The 16,345-nt window shown below is 64.7% G+C and carries 15 protein-coding genes; 7 read left to right on the top strand and 8 right to left on the bottom strand.

From position 1 onward, the window contains the following. Nucleotides 1-46 precede the first annotated feature (46 nt). Nucleotides 47-1,126, bottom strand: coding sequence for a histidinol-phosphate transaminase (locus ACXR2T_RS02435; RefSeq protein ID WP_458838237.1), 1,080 nt, complete (start codon nucleotides 1,124-1,126; stop codon nucleotides 47-49). Nucleotides 1,127-1,178: 52 nt separating this feature from the next. Further along, nucleotides 1,179-1,607, bottom strand: a complete 429-nt coding sequence (locus ACXR2T_RS02440; RefSeq protein ID WP_458838236.1) for a hypothetical protein — start codon at nucleotides 1,605-1,607, stop codon at nucleotides 1,179-1,181. 253 nt (nucleotides 1,608-1,860) lie between these two features. On the opposite strand from ACXR2T_RS02440, the gene lexA reads away from it, so the two are divergent. After that, nucleotides 1,861-2,523 (top strand): transcriptional repressor LexA, encoded by a 663-nt coding sequence (gene lexA / locus ACXR2T_RS02445; protein WP_458814292.1) that lies wholly within the window; start codon nucleotides 1,861-1,863, stop codon nucleotides 2,521-2,523. Nucleotides 2,524-2,550: 27 nt separating this feature from the next. On the opposite strand, the gene ACXR2T_RS02450 is transcribed toward lexA, so the two are convergent. The 3 genes from ACXR2T_RS02450 to metE are packed head-to-tail and all read right to left on the bottom strand — an operon-like array spanning nucleotide 2,551 to nucleotide 7,033. Continuing rightward, nucleotides 2,551-3,477 (bottom strand): methylenetetrahydrofolate reductase, encoded by a 927-nt coding sequence (locus ACXR2T_RS02450; protein ID WP_458838235.1) that lies wholly within the window; start codon nucleotides 3,475-3,477, stop codon nucleotides 2,551-2,553. Beyond that, nucleotides 3,474-4,700 carry a uroporphyrinogen decarboxylase/cobalamine-independent methonine synthase family protein gene (locus ACXR2T_RS02455; protein WP_489945475.1) on the bottom strand — a complete coding sequence of 409 codons (1,227 nt, stop codon included), beginning with the start codon at nucleotides 4,698-4,700 and terminating at the stop codon, nucleotides 3,474-3,476. Before ACXR2T_RS02455 ends, ACXR2T_RS02450 begins: the two co-directional genes overlap by 4 nt. Further along, complete coding sequence (gene metE / locus ACXR2T_RS02460; protein ID WP_458838233.1) at nucleotides 4,697-7,033, bottom strand: 5-methyltetrahydropteroyltriglutamate--homocysteine S-methyltransferase; 2,337 nt, start codon at nucleotides 7,031-7,033, stop codon at nucleotides 4,697-4,699. Before metE ends, ACXR2T_RS02455 begins: the two co-directional genes overlap by 4 nt. Nucleotides 7,034-7,263: 230 nt before the next feature. On the opposite strand from metE, the gene ACXR2T_RS02465 reads away from it, so the two are divergent. From ACXR2T_RS02465 to ACXR2T_RS02480, 4 genes are all read left to right on the top strand, one after another. Then, complete coding sequence (locus ACXR2T_RS02465; protein ID WP_458838232.1) at nucleotides 7,264-7,734, top strand: Abi family protein; 471 nt, start codon at nucleotides 7,264-7,266, stop codon at nucleotides 7,732-7,734. After that, the gene (locus ACXR2T_RS02470; RefSeq protein WP_458838231.1) at nucleotides 7,629-8,216 is read left to right on the top strand and encodes an Abi family protein; all 588 of its coding nucleotides are present in this window, start codon (nucleotides 7,629-7,631) and stop codon (nucleotides 8,214-8,216) included. Before ACXR2T_RS02465 ends, ACXR2T_RS02470 begins: the two co-directional genes overlap by 106 nt. Nucleotides 8,217-8,285: 69 nt before the next feature. Continuing rightward, a complete protein-coding gene (pdxR, locus tag ACXR2T_RS02475; RefSeq protein WP_458838230.1) occupies nucleotides 8,286-9,794 on the top strand; it encodes a MocR-like pyridoxine biosynthesis transcription factor PdxR in 1,509 nt (502 codons plus the stop codon). A 30-nt stretch (nucleotides 9,795-9,824) separates the two neighbouring features. Next, entirely contained in the window at nucleotides 9,825-10,361 is a 537-nt protein-coding gene (locus ACXR2T_RS02480) for a pyridoxamine 5'-phosphate oxidase family protein (protein WP_489945476.1), read from the top strand. A 3-nt stretch (nucleotides 10,362-10,364) separates the two neighbouring features. Here ACXR2T_RS02480 and ACXR2T_RS02485 read toward each other — a convergent pair whose 3' ends face one another. Beyond that, nucleotides 10,365-11,831 (bottom strand): S-layer homology domain-containing protein, encoded by a 1,467-nt coding sequence (locus ACXR2T_RS02485; protein ID WP_458838228.1) that lies wholly within the window; start codon nucleotides 11,829-11,831, stop codon nucleotides 10,365-10,367. A 92-nt stretch (nucleotides 11,832-11,923) separates the two neighbouring features. Next, nucleotides 11,924-13,564, bottom strand: a complete 1,641-nt coding sequence (gene hflX / locus ACXR2T_RS02490; RefSeq protein ID WP_458838227.1) for a GTPase HflX — start codon at nucleotides 13,562-13,564, stop codon at nucleotides 11,924-11,926. A gap of 135 nt (nucleotides 13,565-13,699) precedes the next feature. Here hflX and ACXR2T_RS02495 point away from each other — a divergent pair, with 135 nt between their 5' ends. After that, on the top strand, nucleotides 13,700-14,398 hold the full coding sequence (locus ACXR2T_RS02495; protein ID WP_458838226.1) for a class I SAM-dependent methyltransferase: 699 nt from the start codon (nucleotides 13,700-13,702) through the stop codon (nucleotides 14,396-14,398). Next, complete coding sequence (locus ACXR2T_RS02500; protein ID WP_458838225.1) at nucleotides 14,395-15,462, top strand: GmrSD restriction endonuclease domain-containing protein; 1,068 nt, start codon at nucleotides 14,395-14,397, stop codon at nucleotides 15,460-15,462. Before ACXR2T_RS02495 ends, ACXR2T_RS02500 begins: the two co-directional genes overlap by 4 nt. Here the strand turns inward: ACXR2T_RS02500 and dapF are convergent, their stop codons facing one another. After that, a complete protein-coding gene (gene dapF / locus ACXR2T_RS02505; protein WP_458838224.1) occupies nucleotides 15,463-16,338 on the bottom strand; it encodes a diaminopimelate epimerase in 876 nt (291 codons plus the stop codon). Nucleotides 16,339-16,345: the final 7 nt, after the last annotated feature.

Genomic DNA, 16,345 nt, shown 5'->3' on the forward strand with positions numbered 1-16,345 from the left:
CCCAGCACCCTATCGCCGCGTGTGTGCAGCGACGCTGAGAGCCCCGTTAGCTCTGAGGCGTCAGCGCGGTGATCGCGTCGATCACCGCGGTCGTCTCGCTCTCGGTGCCGGCCGTGATGCGCAGGTGTCCATCAATACCCAGGTTCCGGATCAGGATGCCCTGCGCACGCAGTTGCTCAAATACCGCGTCGGGGTTGGCAAAACCTCCGACGAGCAAGAAGTTGGCGCCCGACTCATGCACACGGTAGCCCAGCGCAGACAGCGCCGAACCGAGCCTGTCGCGCTGAGTGCGAATATCGGCAACCGTGGCCAGCATGGTTGCCGCATGCTTGATCGCGGTGGTGGCCGCTGCCTGCGTGAGGGCTGACAGGTGGTAGGGCAGGCGCACGAGGCGCAAGGCATCGATGACGGCGGGGTCTGCGGCTAGGTAACCAAGACGCACCCCCGCAAATGCAAACGCCTTACTCATCGTGCGCGATACCAAGAGCCGCGGGCGCCCCTCAAGGAGCGTGACGGCGCTCTCTCGTTCGCCGTCGAACTCAAAGTATGCCTCATCGACAATCAGTATCCCGTCGAACGCGTCATACGCGGCGAGAATCACGTCGCGGTCGAGCGGTGTTCCTGTCGGGTTGTTGGGGCCGCACAGAATCGCGATGCTGGGCTGGTGCTCGGTGAGCGCCGCACGTACATCATCGGCTGCCAGTCGGTACCCCTCGGGCCGCGGCACCGCGATCCAGCCAGTGTCAGTGCCATCGGCCAGCAGCGGGTACATCGAATAGGTTGGGGTGAAGCTCAGTAGGGTGCGGCCGGGCCCACCGAAGGCCTGCAGCACCTGCTGCAGCACCTCGTTGGAACCATTCGCGGCCCACAGCTGCTCTGCTGTGAGGCCATGCCCCAGGTAGCCGGCTAGCGCTACTCGCAGGCCGTCGAACTCGCGATCCGGGTACCGGTTTGCCGTGCGCACGGCAACTTCGAGCGCCGCGGTGATGTCTGCGACAACCTCGTCGGGAATGGGGTGCGTGTTCTCATTCACATTCAAGCTCACGGGAACCGGGTCTTGCGGAGCGCCATAGGGCCGCTTACCCACGAGATTGGCACGGAGGGGAAGATCACTCAAACTGGTCACGCAGCCAGTCTATAGAGGGCGAGCAGCGCTGCCCGCCAGATGCTACGCCAGGCTACAGCCCCAGTTCCTCAGCGGCCATCACCGAACCGCTGTCGCCATAGCGCAGCGGCACCGCAATGGGCTGACCCGCCGCGATGTCGGCGCCGCGTAGCTGGTTGAGCTGAATGATCTCTGCCACCAACTCGCGGGGATCCATCGCCGGGTCGAGCTCGGTTGCCAGCTGCCACAGCGAAGCTCCCGGCGCCGCCACAATGTACCCAAACTCAGCACCACTGGGTTCCCCAGACGCCACAGCTTGCGGTGCACCAAGAGTCGCCACCAGGGCAAACGATGCCGCCACCGCACACGCTGCAAGTCCGCCAAAGACGACGCGGCCCCGGCGTGTGAGTCGAATACGCACGGGCGCCACTCGCGCCGCGGGCGCGACTGCGCCCGCTTGTGCCCTCTGAATGATGGGTACCTGCGTCACTGCTGCACTCATTGTCATTTCCCTTCAATCGAGCGTTCACCACACGGGCGAACATCGCTTTCGAATATAACTTCGATATATCGAAACCGCAACCCCTTCGTTCGATCTTCACCAAACTTGCGCACGGAATTCTCGAACACTTGTTTGGCGGGTCGCACCAAAGCCGGGTAAGCTTTCGAACCAACGAGAGCACTCAAGCAGGCACCTCCGACACTGACGTCGACAGCCCGCCTGCCGCGAAGCACAGCAACGAGGAGTCGACATCATGGTCACCAATGCAGAACGGTTAGAGCGCTTAGACCGGCTGACCGCGAAACAGCGCGTTATTCTCGAGTACATTGTCAGTTCGGTAACCACGCGCGGGTATCCACCGAGCATGCGAGAGATCGGCGACGCCGTGGGGCTTTCGTCACTTTCGAGCGTCACCCACCAGCTCAACCGACTCGAGTTGGCGGGCTGCATTCGGCGGGACCCCCACCGCCCGCGCGCGCTCGAAATTCTCGTGAGCCCCACCGTGGACGAGCCCCCGGTCGACACTCCCGTGTCAGCTGAAGAGACTGCCTTCGTGCCACTCGTCGGGCAGATTGCGGCCGGCGTACCGATCACTGCTGACCAGCAGGTGGAAGAGATCATGCCGCTGCCCCGGCAGCTCGTAGGCAACGGCACGGTATTCATGCTCAAGGTGGTGGGCGATTCGATGGTTGACGCCGCGATTTGTGACGGAGACTTCGTTGTCGTTCGTCAGCAACGCGAAGCGACCAGCGGCGATATCGTAGCCGCCATGATCGACGGCGAAGCGACCGTCAAAGTGTTTCGACGTCGCGACGGCCACACTTGGCTTTTGCCCCGCAATAGCGCGTTCGAGCCGATCCTGGGTGACCACGCCGAGGTCCTCGGCAAAGTGGTCGCGGTGCTGCGCTCGATCTAGCAGCCCGCGACCACTCCTCGGCCCCCGCTAGACCAGCGCGGGCGATAGCAGGTCAAGCTCTCGCAGCACCGCGAGCACACGCTCGTGACGGTTGAACGTGTAGAGATGCAGGGAGGGCGCCCCGCCGTCAAGCAACTCGCGAGACAGCTCGATGGTGTGCTCAACCCCGAGCTCTGGTGCATAACCGCCAGCTTCTTCGATTGCGCGCATCAGCTCTGAGGGCGCCGGGCGGCCCGCCAGCTCGGCGACCTTGCGCAGCTGTGCCGCTGTCGCCACCGGCATGAGGCCCGGCAACACCGGAATCGTAAGCCCTGCGCGCTGGGCATCGGCCACGAACGCGAGGTATTCGTCGGCGTAAAAGAACAGTTGCGTGATCGCAAACTGTGCGCCTGCTTCCTGCTTCGCCACGAGCCAGTCAACGTCCTCGGCGCGAGAACGCGACAGCGCATGCCCGTTGGGGTAGGCCGCGACGCACGTGCGCCCCACACTCGTGAACGGCGGGCGCTCGGCCCTCGCCTGTGCCACCAGTTCAACGAGCTCGAGCGAGCTGAGCGAACCGGCCACGGCCGCATCAGACTCGCTAGACCCGCGCGGTGGGTCTCCCCGCAGCGCGAGAAAGTCGTGCACGCCAGCGTCCATGATGCCGTGAATCGCTTCAAGAATGGCCTCGCGCGTCTCGCCCACCGTCGTGAGGTGTGCGAGCGGTAGGGCATTCGTGTGATCACGCAGATACTTCACCAGGTCGAGTGAAGCACCTCGGTGCGACCCGTTCGCACCGTACGTCACCGAGATGAAGTCGGGCCCCGCCGCGGCCAAATGCTGCACCGCGTTTCCGAGCGCAAGCGCCGCGGCACCACTGCGAGCCGGAAACACCTCAAACGAAAACCGTGGCTTGGTCGGCGCGCTGCCGGTGAGCAGCAGGTCACCCGATGCGCGAGTATCAGATGAGCTCATACGAGCACCTCCTCGGGGCGTCCAGCGAGTTCGGCACTCGCAATCGTTGTGCCCCGCACACGCGCGGCAATCTTGGCAAAGGCGACGTCACGCGCAAAGTCGGGTGAACCGTGTCGGGGCTTCTCGTCAATCAAGTACGGCGAGAACCCGCAGTCGTCGGTTGAACCCAACTGTGCAGGGGGCACGAATCGGGCCGCACGCACGAGCTGTTCGGCAATTTCGCGATCAGTTTCGAGCTTCGGGTTCGTGGGGTCGGTGACACCAAAGAGTACCCGCGGCGTGCGCCCGCCGGCCGCAGCAAGGTCGCGCAGCTGACGGCCTACGAGCCGGGCCACTCGATCCGGATCAGACTCACCCGCGGCCTGCACCAGAAAGTAGCCAGCTTCGATCTGAAACAGCTCGGGAATCAGTTCGGCATAGTCGACGTCGGCGCTGTGCGCGCTGTCGTGATCGTTGCCGGGGCAGGTGTGCACACCGACCGCCTGGCGCAGGGGCGCAGGCACCAAATCGAGCACGCGGTTCATCAGCTCGATAAACCCGCTGAGCGCGGCGGGCCCCGCCCAGGGCGCGCGCAGGTCACGGCGCAGAGCAAGCCGCCCCTCGGTGAAGTCGATCGTGACGCGCGCGGCCCCGGCCGCAAACGAGCGGCGAATGTCTTCTGCGCAGCCCGCCACAACATGGTCGAGAAATTCGGCGCGCGTGTATGAACCGGCCAGGTCGTCAGTCCACATGAGCGACAGCATCGACGGCGAAACAACCGCTTGCTTCAGCGGCAGCGTGGTGAGCGAGCGGGCAGCCTTGACGTCGTCGGCGGCCCACCCACGAAACTCAAACGGTGCGCGCGCGAGCCTCGGCACGACCCGGTGATGGCCGTCGGCGAAGACGGCAAACACCGGGTCTTCGCCCGGCGCGCTACGCTCGGGATCGGGCCCGAGCGGGTAACTCGAAAAGCTCTGCCTGCGCTGTTCGCCGTCGGTAACGATGGGCGATCCGGTCGCTTCAAGGCCCGCGATCGTCTCGCGCACCGCGCAGTCTTGCGCTTCGGCTAGCTCGCTCGCCGACACGAGCCCGAGCTCCGCGTCAAGCACTGTGCGCTGCAGCCGCGCGGGCCGCGGGAGCGAGCCCACGGGCTCCGTCGGCAGTTCGCCCGCGGGCCACGCGGCGGGGGCATGCTCCCCCGCCGCGGTGCGCGCGTCGTGCGCGCTCACATGCTGCGTGTTCACGCGACGCCCGAGGGCACGGCCTCTCGCACCTCGCGCGCCGCGCGCACCAGGTTCGTGAGGCTCGCAATGGTCTCTTCGTAGCCGCGCGTCTTGAGCCCGCAGTCGGGGTTGACCCACAGCTGCTCGCCCGGAATGCGGGCCGCGGCGATGCGAATCAGCTCGGCCTGCTCCTCAGTGCTGGGAACGCGGGGTGAGTGGATATCGTAGACGCCCGGGCCAATGCCCCGTGAGTAGCCGTGGTCACCCAGCGGCTCGACGACATCCATGCGGCTGCGCGCCGCTTCGATGCTCGTCACGTCGGCGTCGAGACCATCGACGGCGCCAATGATCTCGCCGAACTCTGAGTAGCACAGGTGCGTGTGGATCTGCACCTCAGCCGCTCCACCTCCGGTCGCGAGACGGAACGCGCCCACCGACCAGTCGAGGTAGTCGGCCTGGCGGCTCGCGTCGAGCGGCAGCAGCTCCCGCAGCGCCGGCTCGTCGACCTGCACGATGTGAATGCCAGCCTCGACAAGGTCGTCGATCTCGTCGCGCAGCGCGAGCGCCACCTGGTTGGCGGTATCAGCGAGCGGCTGGTCATCGCGCACAAACGACCATGCGAGAATCGTGACCGGGCCCGTCAGCATGCCCTTCACGGGGCGCGGGGTGAGCGACTGGGCGTACGCCGACCATGCGACGGTCATCGGCGCGGGCCTAGACACGTCGCCCCACAGGATCGACGGGCGCGTGGCGCGCGTGCCGTATGACTGCACCCAGCCGTTCTCGGTGACCGCGAAGCCGTCGAGCAGCTCAGCGAAGTACTGCACCATGTCGTTGCGCTCTGCCTCGCCGTGCACGAGCACGTCAAGCCCAATCTCCTCCTGCAGCCGGATCACGCGCTCGATCTCGTCGCGCAAGAATCCGTCGTAGGCGGCCTGATCGATCTCGCCGCGGCCAAACGCGGCGCGCGCCTTACGAATCTCGGTCGTCTGCGGGAACGAGCCGATCGTGGTGGTCGCGAGCTCGGGAATCCCGAGGGCTTTCTGCGCGTCACGGCGCTGCTGCTCGGTGACGCGGTCACGATCTGCGGTGCCTGTCGCGTTCACGCGGCTCCGGATCGCGTCCACGCGCACACCCGCCGCCTGCGCGCGATCTGCGAGCGCCGCTTCGGTGTCGGCAAGCTCGGCTTCGATGCTTGCAGCACCGTTCTCGAGGCCCGCGGCGAGAGTGGCTACCTGCTGCACCTTCTGATCTGCGAATGCCAGCCAGCTCTTCAGCTGAGCGTCAAGCTGCTGCTCGTCTGCGACGTCGTGTGGCACGTGCTGCAGGCTGTTCGATGTGCCGATGACCGTGTTGATGCCGGCGGCCTGCAGCTGCGCTGCCTGTGCGAAGGCACGGCGCAGGTCGGTGCGCCAGATGTTTCGGCCGTCGACGACGCCCGCTACCAGCTGGGTGTTCGCGAACGCCTGTGCCAGCTCGCCCGAGGCGAGAGCATCGGCGGGCAGTGTGCCGCGCACGAGGTCAGTCTGCACAGCCTCGACCGGCAGCTTGCCCAGGCGTGCCAGAGCAGCCGAAGCGTCGCCGTATGGGGTGGTGATGAGAATCTGCGGGCGGCCTGTAGCCGCACCGAGCGTGGCGTATGCACGCTCGACGAGGGCGAGGGCGAACTCGCGCGGCACCGACAAAGAGTCAGACACGAGCGCGGGCTCGTCGAGCTGCACCCAAGTGGCGCCGGCTGCGGCGAGCGCCTGCAACAGCTCGGCGTAGACCGCGACAACCTCATCGAGGCGATCGATGGGGGCAAAGTCTGCGCTTGCTGCGTCCGAGGCCTTGGCCAGCAGCAGGTAGGTGACGGGGCCGACGATGACGGGGCGCGAGTCGATGCCCGCTTCGCGTGCCTCTACGACCTGGGCTACAAGCTGGGCGGGGTTTGCCTTGAAGGGCGTCGCCTCATCGATCTCGGGCACACTGTAGTGGTAGTTCGTGTCGAACCACTTAGTCATCTCGAGCGGCTGGTGCTTCTCGTCACCGCGTGCGAGCGCGAAGTAGATCTCGAGGTCGCTGCCGGTGACGCCCGCGAACCGGCCGGGGATAGCACCGAGTGCGAGCGTGGCGTCGAGTACCTGGTCGTAGAAGCTGAAGCTCTCGGGGATCGCTCCGCCCGTCTTGGGCAGGCCGAGCTCGGCGAGGCGTTCACGGGTGACGGCGCGCAGTTCGCGGGCGGTGGCCTGCAGCTCGGCTTCGCTCGTGTTGCCCTTCCAGAACGACTCGACGGCGCGCTTGAGCTCACGGCGCCGACCGATGCGGGGGTACCCGAGGATCGTGGCGTTGGACAGGGGTGAGGTTGCAGACATGCGATTCCTTCGACTTTGAGAAGAGCGCACCTGTTCGGGCGCCGCTGGTGAGACCAAGGTATTCTCGCGGCCACCCCGGCCGCTCGTTTGTGTCACTGTATGAACTACGAAGTATTACGGCGCATCACGTAGTGTTACGCATGCTCCGACTATCTGCTACAATCGCTACCAACAGTCAGCCCGCCCGAACTATTCGGTGTGGGCTGGCGTTTTTTATAACGGATTTATCGATGAAGCCATATCTCAGCATTTCCGAGCAAGTCGCGCTCTTAGCCGAGCGTGGATTGCAGCTCGATAAGGACCTAGCGTCTCAATGGCTCACGAATGTGGGCTACTACAGACTGAGTGCATACTGGCACCCCTATCGCGTCCCTTATACAAAGTTCTCGACGCACGAGAACTTCATTCCTGGAGCTGACTTTGCAGATGTCGTTGCTCTGTACGAGTTCGATCGAAAGCTACGAACGCTGGTGCATGATGGCATAGAACGCGTTGAAATCATGCTTCGCTCACACCTGTGCGAGCTCCTCGGCGCAAGCAATCCAATGTCATATATTGAAGCGAGTTCCTTTCGCCATACCTTTCAACACAGTGCGTGGCTCAGCATGGCGCAAGGCGTGTTGCCCGCGCCCGTGGCCGAAGTGACATTGTCGCTCATCATGACACTCATTACGGTGGCCGTCTACCTATATGGGCGCTAATGGAATTACTTGATTTTTCCGACGTCTCCCGCCTCTATCAAGGGCTACATTCGCGCAACCAATGGGAAATTGCGGAAAAGCTGGGTGTGCGAATCGGTCTCGATACGCTCTCTAAAAACCAGCGAGTAAAGGCTTTAAAACACCACCCCCTGGTCAGGTGGCTCGAACAACTGACACAGGTGAGAAATACCAGTGCGCACCATGCCCGCTTATGGAACAAACGATTTCCGACGGTCGGCACAGGCCTTATGCGCACTTCCCCTGGCCTTGAGGCATTACCTGAAACGGACAGTGAGCGCATCTACGGCGCCTTCTGTTTGATCATGGTACTCCTAGAAACCGCTTCACCAAACTCAAGTTGGCGACTCAAAGTAAGATCCCTCGTGGAGAACGAATTTGGCTCGCTCAAAGGTCGCGCCGTCGCCGAACTCGGTTTTCCGGGTGGCTGGCAAAACTATTCTCTGTGGACAGTGAAGTTCTAGTAGTGAATCTAACGTGCACACTTACTGCACCCGACCTTGGCAAGATCACGCCACACAAAAGCGAGCTCGATGGACGTTCTGCCTCACTTCGTGCCCGACCGTCATTCGCCGCTCACGCTCACCGAGCAACTCACGCGCAGCGTACGTGACGCGATAGCCTCGGGCACCCTCGCACCGGGTGACCTACTGCCGCCCACGCGCAAGCTTGCAGCGGCCCTCGGCGTCTCGCGCTCCGTCGCGGTCGGGGCCTACGAGCGGCTCATCGGCGACAATCTCGTCGAGACGGTGCAGGGCTCGGGCACCCGCGTCACGGAGGCTGCTCGGCACCTCGGCAACACGGCACGCGGCGGTGCGGCGCTCGGCAACGCGGCGCAGCCGGGTGATCCGGATCACAGGCCGCAGCTGGCAGCGGCCGCGATCGATCTGCGGTCTGGGCTGCCGTACGTCGCGGCCGAACCGCCGCGGGCGTGGTCGCGCGCGCTGGCGGCCGCGGCCCGCATGCCGTGGGCCGCGGCGTCACCTGAGCCCCGTGGCACGCAGCAGCTACGGGCCAGGTTCGCCACGCACACGCGCTTGCACCGCGGGCTCGCCTGCGACGCCGATGACACGGTCATTACGTCGGGTACGTCTGAGGCGCTCGTAATCGTTGCGCTCGCGCTCGCGCGTGTACTGGACCGTTCGCCGCGCGTGGTGGTAGAGAGCCCTGGCTACCTTGCGGGTGCTGCCGCCCTTGCGGCCGCGGGCGCTTCGCTCGTGCCGCTGGCTGTCACAGAGCATGGCGTGCGGCAGGCTGAGCTCGCCGCGCTCTACGAGCAGGCGCCGTTCGACGCCGTGATGCTCACCCCGAGTCATCAGTTTCCGCTGGGCGGGAGGCTGCCGGCGGGCGAACGCCGCAGCCTGTTGGAATGGGCGCACGCTCATGGCGTGCTCGTCATCGAGGACGACTACGACAGCGAGTTTCGGCATGACGGCGCCGCGATGCCAGCGCTCGCGGCGGCCGATTCGTACGGTGTCGTGACCTATATTGCGAGCCTCAACAAGATACTGTCGCCTTCACTTCGGTGCGGCATGATTGCGCTTCCCACCGCAGGCGCCCTGCGTGACGCGCTGCTCAGCGTGCGCGAGGCGATGGGGGCAAGTGTTTCGGCGCACACGCAACACGCACTCGCAGAGTTCATCGGTGACGGTGCGTTCGCGCGCTCGGTTGCGCGAAACAAGCGCGAGTACCAGCACCGTCGGGCACTGGTGCTAGCCGAGCTTGCACGGCACGGCATTCGCACGCTCGGGGGGTCAGGCGGCCTGCACCTCGTCATACCGCTGCCGTTTGCGGCCGCGGCCGAGCGAGTGCGAGCCCGGCTGGGCATGCGGGGCGTGTTCGTCGAGACTCTCGCCGAGTTCACCTCGGCCGGCGTGAATGGCAGCACCAGTCCCGTGTGCGGCATCGTGTTTGGGTATGGTGCGGTCCCGGTGCCGCAGCTTATGCAAGGGGTGCAGTTGCTCGCCGAAACGATAATTGGTCTGTCATGTTTCGACGGTTCTGGCATACCAGTAGGCGATGCGTTCGGCCAGGCTGGGTGATCTACACACTTCGACTCGAAAGACTTTGCCATGGCCTCATCATCCCCCGCATCACACCCGATGCGACCTCGCCGTATGCCCGAGAAAATGACAACCGACCGTGCCGCGTTCGACGCCCTCTGTCGCGAGACCGTGCTCGCGCATGTCGCAGTCGTGGTCGAGGGGCAGCCCGTCGCGATGCCCACCGCGTTTGGCGTGTTCGACGACCACCTCGTGATTCACGGCTCAACCGGATCGCGCTGGATGCGCGCGCTATTGTCACAAGAGGTTTCGGTGTCGATCACGCGCACAACGGGGCTCGTAGTGGCGAGGTCGATGTTTGAGTCGTCTATGTGGTATCGCAGCGCCGTGGTGTTTGGTCGGTTCGCTGAGGTGCCCGAGGAAGAGCGTGATGCGCTGCTCACACGCTTCACCGATCGGCTCTTGCCCGGCCGTTCTGCCGAGACTCGGCCCTCCTCTCGCAAGGAACTCGCCGCGACGATGCTGCCCGCCCCCGATTTGAATGAGGGCATTGCGATGCCCGCGTCGGTGACCGAATTTACGCGGTCACCGCGCGGGCTGGTGTAGCGGCTACTTCTTCATTTCTGCACGATGCAAGAATGCGGCAGTCGCCTCTCGCGATGTACGGTCCTTCGGTTCGAAGGCGAGCGATCCATTGGCCTGCTTCACGCCGGTTGTAATGCCGTTCGACGACATCCAGGTGATCTCGTTGTAGAACTTGTGCCCCTTGGGAACGTCTACGAGCTTCTTCGCGCCCGGCTTGGTTGAGATCTCGGCTTTGTACTGACGGTACATGAACGCAGCCATGGCTTCCCGGGTGATGCGATCGCCCGGCAGAAACTTGCGTGAGCCGTCGAGCTGTTTGGTGCCGGTTGTCACCTTGTTCTCATAGGCCCACATGATCTGTTTGTAGAACTTGTGCTTGGGCGTCACGTCAGTAAACGGGCTCTTCCCTTTTACCTTGTATGACCCTGACTCCGGATCCAGCCTAAACAGGAACGCAACCATGGCTTCACGCGAGACGGTGTCCTTCGGCAAGAACTTCAGGGTGCCGTTAGCCTGCTTGACGCCAGTCGTGATCCCTTCTCTGGCGAGCCAGTCGATATCGTCCGCGAACTTGTGGTCAACGGGAACATCCATAAATTCACGCAGATCAAATTGCTTCAGCTTAATGCGCTGGTGCCTTTCGATCTTGAACGGCGTCGCTTCACTGATGTCGCGCGTTCCAAATATGGTGCCGTCGTAGTAAAGTTTCACGCCGTTGTTCGTGAGTTTGGCACGCAGAATGTAGGTTCCGGGCGTTCCGTTGAAATCATGCCGAGAATTGTTCACGTTGCCTACGGTGTCGCCAGAAAACACGGAGTTTCGCACATCGGTCTCTGCTCCCGTCTGCTGGTTCACAAGCGTGAGGTCGTAAGCACCCTTCACTGACATTTCAGCGCTCACTGTCACTGAGACGCTGCCGACGTTAATGTCCTGTACCGGGGCAGTGAAGGACTGGTTCGTAAGATCAATAGGCCCGTCGTAGCCGGTGGCTGCGTTGGGCGGGCCCATGTACAGGGGTGCGCTCTGGTAACCAGTAGCCGCTACGTCGACCCAGATGTGGTACTTAATGCGATTCAGACCTGACACGGTCCAGGTCGCGGTTGTCCCAGCCGCAGTGGGATTGTAGGAGAACCCGGGCATCCCATAGATGTAACGAATTCCCGCGGAGGTAGCCCCGTCCTTGTTGATATATACCCTCAGCGACCGCTTCTGGGCGAGAGTCATACCCGCCGGAAACTTCACAGTGCCAGAAATCTTGCGGTCCGTAGCAGCTGCCTCCGCTACCGGTGCATCAGCTTCGGTCTGTTCTGGCGCTTCGTCCGCGCTAGAATTTGCCGCGGGCTCAGTGTCCGCACCACCCGCCGGGGGGGGTGAAGCAGGCGTTTCAATTTCGGTGACGGCATCGGCTGCTTCCGAGCCTTCTACCGCGCCCGCCGCGCCTGCTGGTACAGCGATAAGCAGCATGCCCGCAAGCGCCGCAGTAACCCCCATCGCGAGGCTCCTGCCCCGCTTCGCTGGCTTGTTTGTGGATCCGATCATAGTTGTCCCTTCGGATGGGTTGACAAACAAAGTTTTATAGCAGCTCAGGCAAGGTATGGCGCGAGCTTCGCGAGCATCTCGCCCGACACGAAGGCGTGCACCCTGGTGCCTTCCTCGACATACTCTGTCGAGACCACCCGATTTCGCTCGTGCATCTCAGCTACAAGCCCCCCGCGATCGTAGGGCACCACCACGGTGACTTCTTGATCGGGCGTGGGCAGCGCCGCATCGACCCGCACACGCAGCTCGTCAAGGCCTGCGCCCGTGAGCGCAGACACGAACACGGCGTCGGGGGCGAGCCCGTGCAGCACAAGCCGCTGCGAATCATCGATCAGGTCAGACTTGTTAAACACCACGATCTCGGGGATCGCCTGCGCGTGCACCTCAGCGATCACTTCTCGCACGGTGCGCAGCTGCGCCGCGGGATCGGGGTGGGCGCCGTCAACGACGTGCAAGATGACGTCGGCCTCACCGACCTCCTCGAACGTCGAACGAAACGCCTCCACCAGCTGGTGCGGCAGATTGCGCACAAACCCCACCGTGTCGGCGTAGGTGAAGCTGCGACCGTCAGACGTTTCGGCGTGACGAATCGCGGTGTCAAGCGTGGCGAAGAGCTCGTTTTGCACGAGCTCTTGTGCGTCGATCAGCTTATTCACGAGACTCGACTTGCCAGCGTTCGTGTACCCCGCGATCGCGACCGACGGCACCTCACCGCGCTTGCGGTTGGCTCGCTTTGCTTCACGCGCGGGTGCCATGCCCGCGATCTCCTTGCGCAGCTTCGCCATGCGGTTGTGAATCTTGCGCCGGTCGAGCTCCATCTTCGTCTCGCCTGGGCCACGCGACCCCATGCCAGCTCCGTCAGAGCCGACCTGGCCGCCTGCCTGGCGCGACATCGACTCACCCCAGCCGCGCAGACGCGGCAGCAGGTACTGCAGCTGTGCCAGTTCAACCTGTGCCTTGCCCTCGCGGCTCTTGGCGTGCTGGCTGAAGATGTCAAGAATCACGGCCGTGCGGTCGATCACTTTCACCTTCACCACGTCTTCAAGCGCACGCCGCTGGCCGGGCCGCAGCTCGGTGTCAACGACGACGGTGTCGGCGCCGAGCGCCGCGACCAGCTCCTTGAGCTCTTGTGCTTTGCCCTTACCAAAGTAGGTGGCGGGGTCGGGGAACGCGCGCCGCTGCAGCAGCCCGTCGAGCACGCGGGCGCCTGCGGTCTCGGCAAGCGCTGCGAGCTCGCGCAGCGAGTTCTCGGCGTCCTCTTGACCGGCGCGGCCGTTACCAGAGTAGACGCCGATCAGCACCACATTCTCGAGCCGCAACTGGCGGTACTCAACCTCTGTCACGTCTTCGAGTTCGGTCGACAGCCCGACGACCCGCTTGAGCGACGCACGATCCTCACGTTCCATGCGGATCAGATCGTCGGCGCTCGCCAGCGCGTCATGGTCGTCGCTGCCGAGGGCCTGAGCGCTCGACAGATCACGAATCACGTTCGCCGAGCCATCACCCCGGCGCAAGATGCGGGCAAGAGCGTCATCGCCCTGCTCTCCTGGCGCAAAAGCAGCAAAATCGCCTAGCTCGTCGTCTGAGACGTTCAAGACACCCGCGTCGTGTGAGTCGGCGTCAAAAGCGTCGTTCTCGCGTGCGGGCTCGTTCGGCTCGTGGCCTACAGTCTTATCGTTAGTCATGTACCACCCAGTCTACGCGGCACGCCTGCGCAGGTCGACTGCATCGCGCTACATATGCCAACGGTGCAGGCCAACTGCGCGGGCCAACGGCGCGCACTGCGCCCCCACCCATCAATGGGCTGAGATACTGGGGAGGTGAGCGAGCACTACTTCTCTGAAACCCCGTCTGGCGACTACCGACCCCGAGAGATCGAGGTGGAGCTCGCGGGCGCTCCCCGCCGCGTGACCACCGCAGGCGGCGTCTTTAGCCCCGAGCATGTCGACCGCGGCACACAAATTCTGCTCGCCCACCTCGCGGCCGAAGCTGCTGCGACCGCAGATATTGATCCGGATCAAAATGCAGCCCCCGGAGCGATCCTCGACATCGGTTGCGGCTGGGGGCCCATCGCCCTCGCGGCCGCGCTCAATCACCCCGAGCGCGAGGTCTGGGCGATCGACGTGAACGAGCGCTCGCGCGAACTGACCGCGGCGAACGCTGCGGGTCTCGCGCTCACGAACGTGCACGTGAGTGCGCCCGATGAGGTACCAGCTGACGTGGTGTTCGCGCAGATCCACTCAAACCCGCCGATCCGCGTGGGCAAGGAGGTGCTGCACAGCATCTTGCGGCAGTGGCTGCCGCGGCTTGCGCCGGGCGGCGTCGCATCGCTCGTAGTCGCCAAACACTTGGGTGCTGACTCGCTGCAGCGCTGGATCGCCGGTGAGTTCACGGGTCTCGCCGTGACGCGCGCCACGCGTTCGAAGGGCTTTCACGTGCTACGCGCCGAGGCGTCCGCGCAGGGCGCGCAGCTCGCGCAGGGCACCGAGGGCACCGCCACAGACGGCGCGCAGGCGTGATCGCCGTGCAGCGCGGCACCCCGGGCGGTGCCGCTCGAACTCGTGTGCGCCCAGCGGCCGCCCTCTTCGTGGCGCTCGGGCTTCTGCTCACCGGCTGCGGGGAGGCAGCCCCCGCAGTGACAGACGCCCCGTCTGCGAGCGTCGTAGAAGAGGCACCGCTTGCCCAGAACACGACACCCGAAGTCAAAGCACCTTCGTCACCCCCAACTGATGGCGACGCCGCGGGGGCCGGCAGCAAGACCGACACAGCACCCGCCGCGGGGAGCGCGGCCGAGCTGCTCGCCACGCTCGCGGTGAAGGGCCGTTCGCCCAAGACCGGGTACGACCGCAAAGCCATGTTTGGGTCGCCGTGGTTTGACGCCGACCGCAACGGCTGCGACACGCGCAACGACATACTGCAGCGCGACCTCACCGGCATCACGCTGTCGGGGCGCTGCAAGGTGCTCTCTGGCACGCTCGCCGACAAGTACACCGGCCAGACCATCGATTTTGTGCGCGGTCAAGACACGTCACGCGCCGTGCAAATCGATCATGTCGTGGCACTCTCAGATGCGTGGCAGAAGGGTGCACAGCAGCTCAGCCAAGACGCGCGCGTCGCCCTCGCAAACGACCCGATTAACCTGTACGCGGCCGACGGCCCGGCGAACAGCGCGAAGGGCGATAGCGACGCCGCGAGCTGGCTGCCCAGCAACCGCGCGTTTCGCTGCGAGTACGTGGCCAAGCAGGTGTCGGTGAAGGCCGCATACAGGTTGTGGGTAACGGCGGCCGAGCGCGACGCCATGCAGCGCGTGCTTCAGGCCTGCCCCGATGAGCCCGCGGTCGAAAGCTCGCTCGCAGCAGCGCTGGAGGGCAAGCTCCTGGCTTCGCAAGCCCCGGATCCGGCCCCGGCTGAGCAGCCTGCGCCCGCGCCCGAACCAGCACCCGCGCCCGCGCCTCCCGTCGCTGACACGTACTTCAAGAATTGCACCGCGGCGCGCGAGGCCGGGGCAGCGCCCGTCTACGAGGGCCAGCCAGGTTACGGCCGGCACCTCGACCGTGACGGTGATGGGGTGGGCTGCGAGTAGCTACTTGGATGGCAGCTCGATCTCGCCCGCGTAGACGAGCTCGGCCGGGCCGCTGAGCGAGACGTGCTCGCCCTCCTGCGTCGGAAACATGCGCACCGAGAGCCTGCCGCCGGGCACCTCGATCGCCCAGTGGTGCGGCATGTCATCGCCACCCCAGTGGCGAAACGCGAGCGCTGCCGCGGCAGCGCCCGTGCCGCACGAGCGCGTCTCGCCCGCGCCGCTCTCGTGCACACGCATTTTGATGCGTGCGACCCCGTTCTTCACGAGCTGCTCGTCGGGCACCACGAACTCAAAGTTAACGGTGTCATCAGTGTCGAGTTTGGGTGACTGTGTCAGGTCAACCGCTTCGAGCTCGCTCACGTTTGCGAGGGCGGTGACGACGTGTCGCACGCCGAGATCGACCGCGAGCCCCGGCCTGGGCACGTAGAGCCCGCGAGCTGACACGAGGGGCTCCCCCGCGAGCCGCCAGCGGCCAAGGTCGACCGTGTAGCCCGACGCCCCGGCAAGCACGTCACGCACACCTGCCCTCGTACCGATGGGCAGCGTGTCGGTGCGCTCGGGCGCCACGAGACCTTCAGAGATGAGGTAGTGGGCGTACACGCGAATCCCGTTGCCGCACATGGGGCTCGGCGTGCCATCGGCGTCCCACACGTCGAAGAACCACTCGGCTTCGGGTTCTTCTTCGAGCACGGACGCGCCCTCGGGCAGCGCGCGGCTGCGCACGGCGCGAATGACTCCGTCTGCGCCGACCCCGGTGTGCCGGTCGCAGAGCGCGCGTACGCGGTCGCGGGTCAGCTCGACCGCGCCGTCTGGGTCGGTGAAGAGCACAAAGTCGTTGCCCGTGCCATGGCCCTTGGTGAAACGCAGCGTCGTCATTGCTCCA

This window comes from Leucobacter faecis (assembly GCF_054456635.2).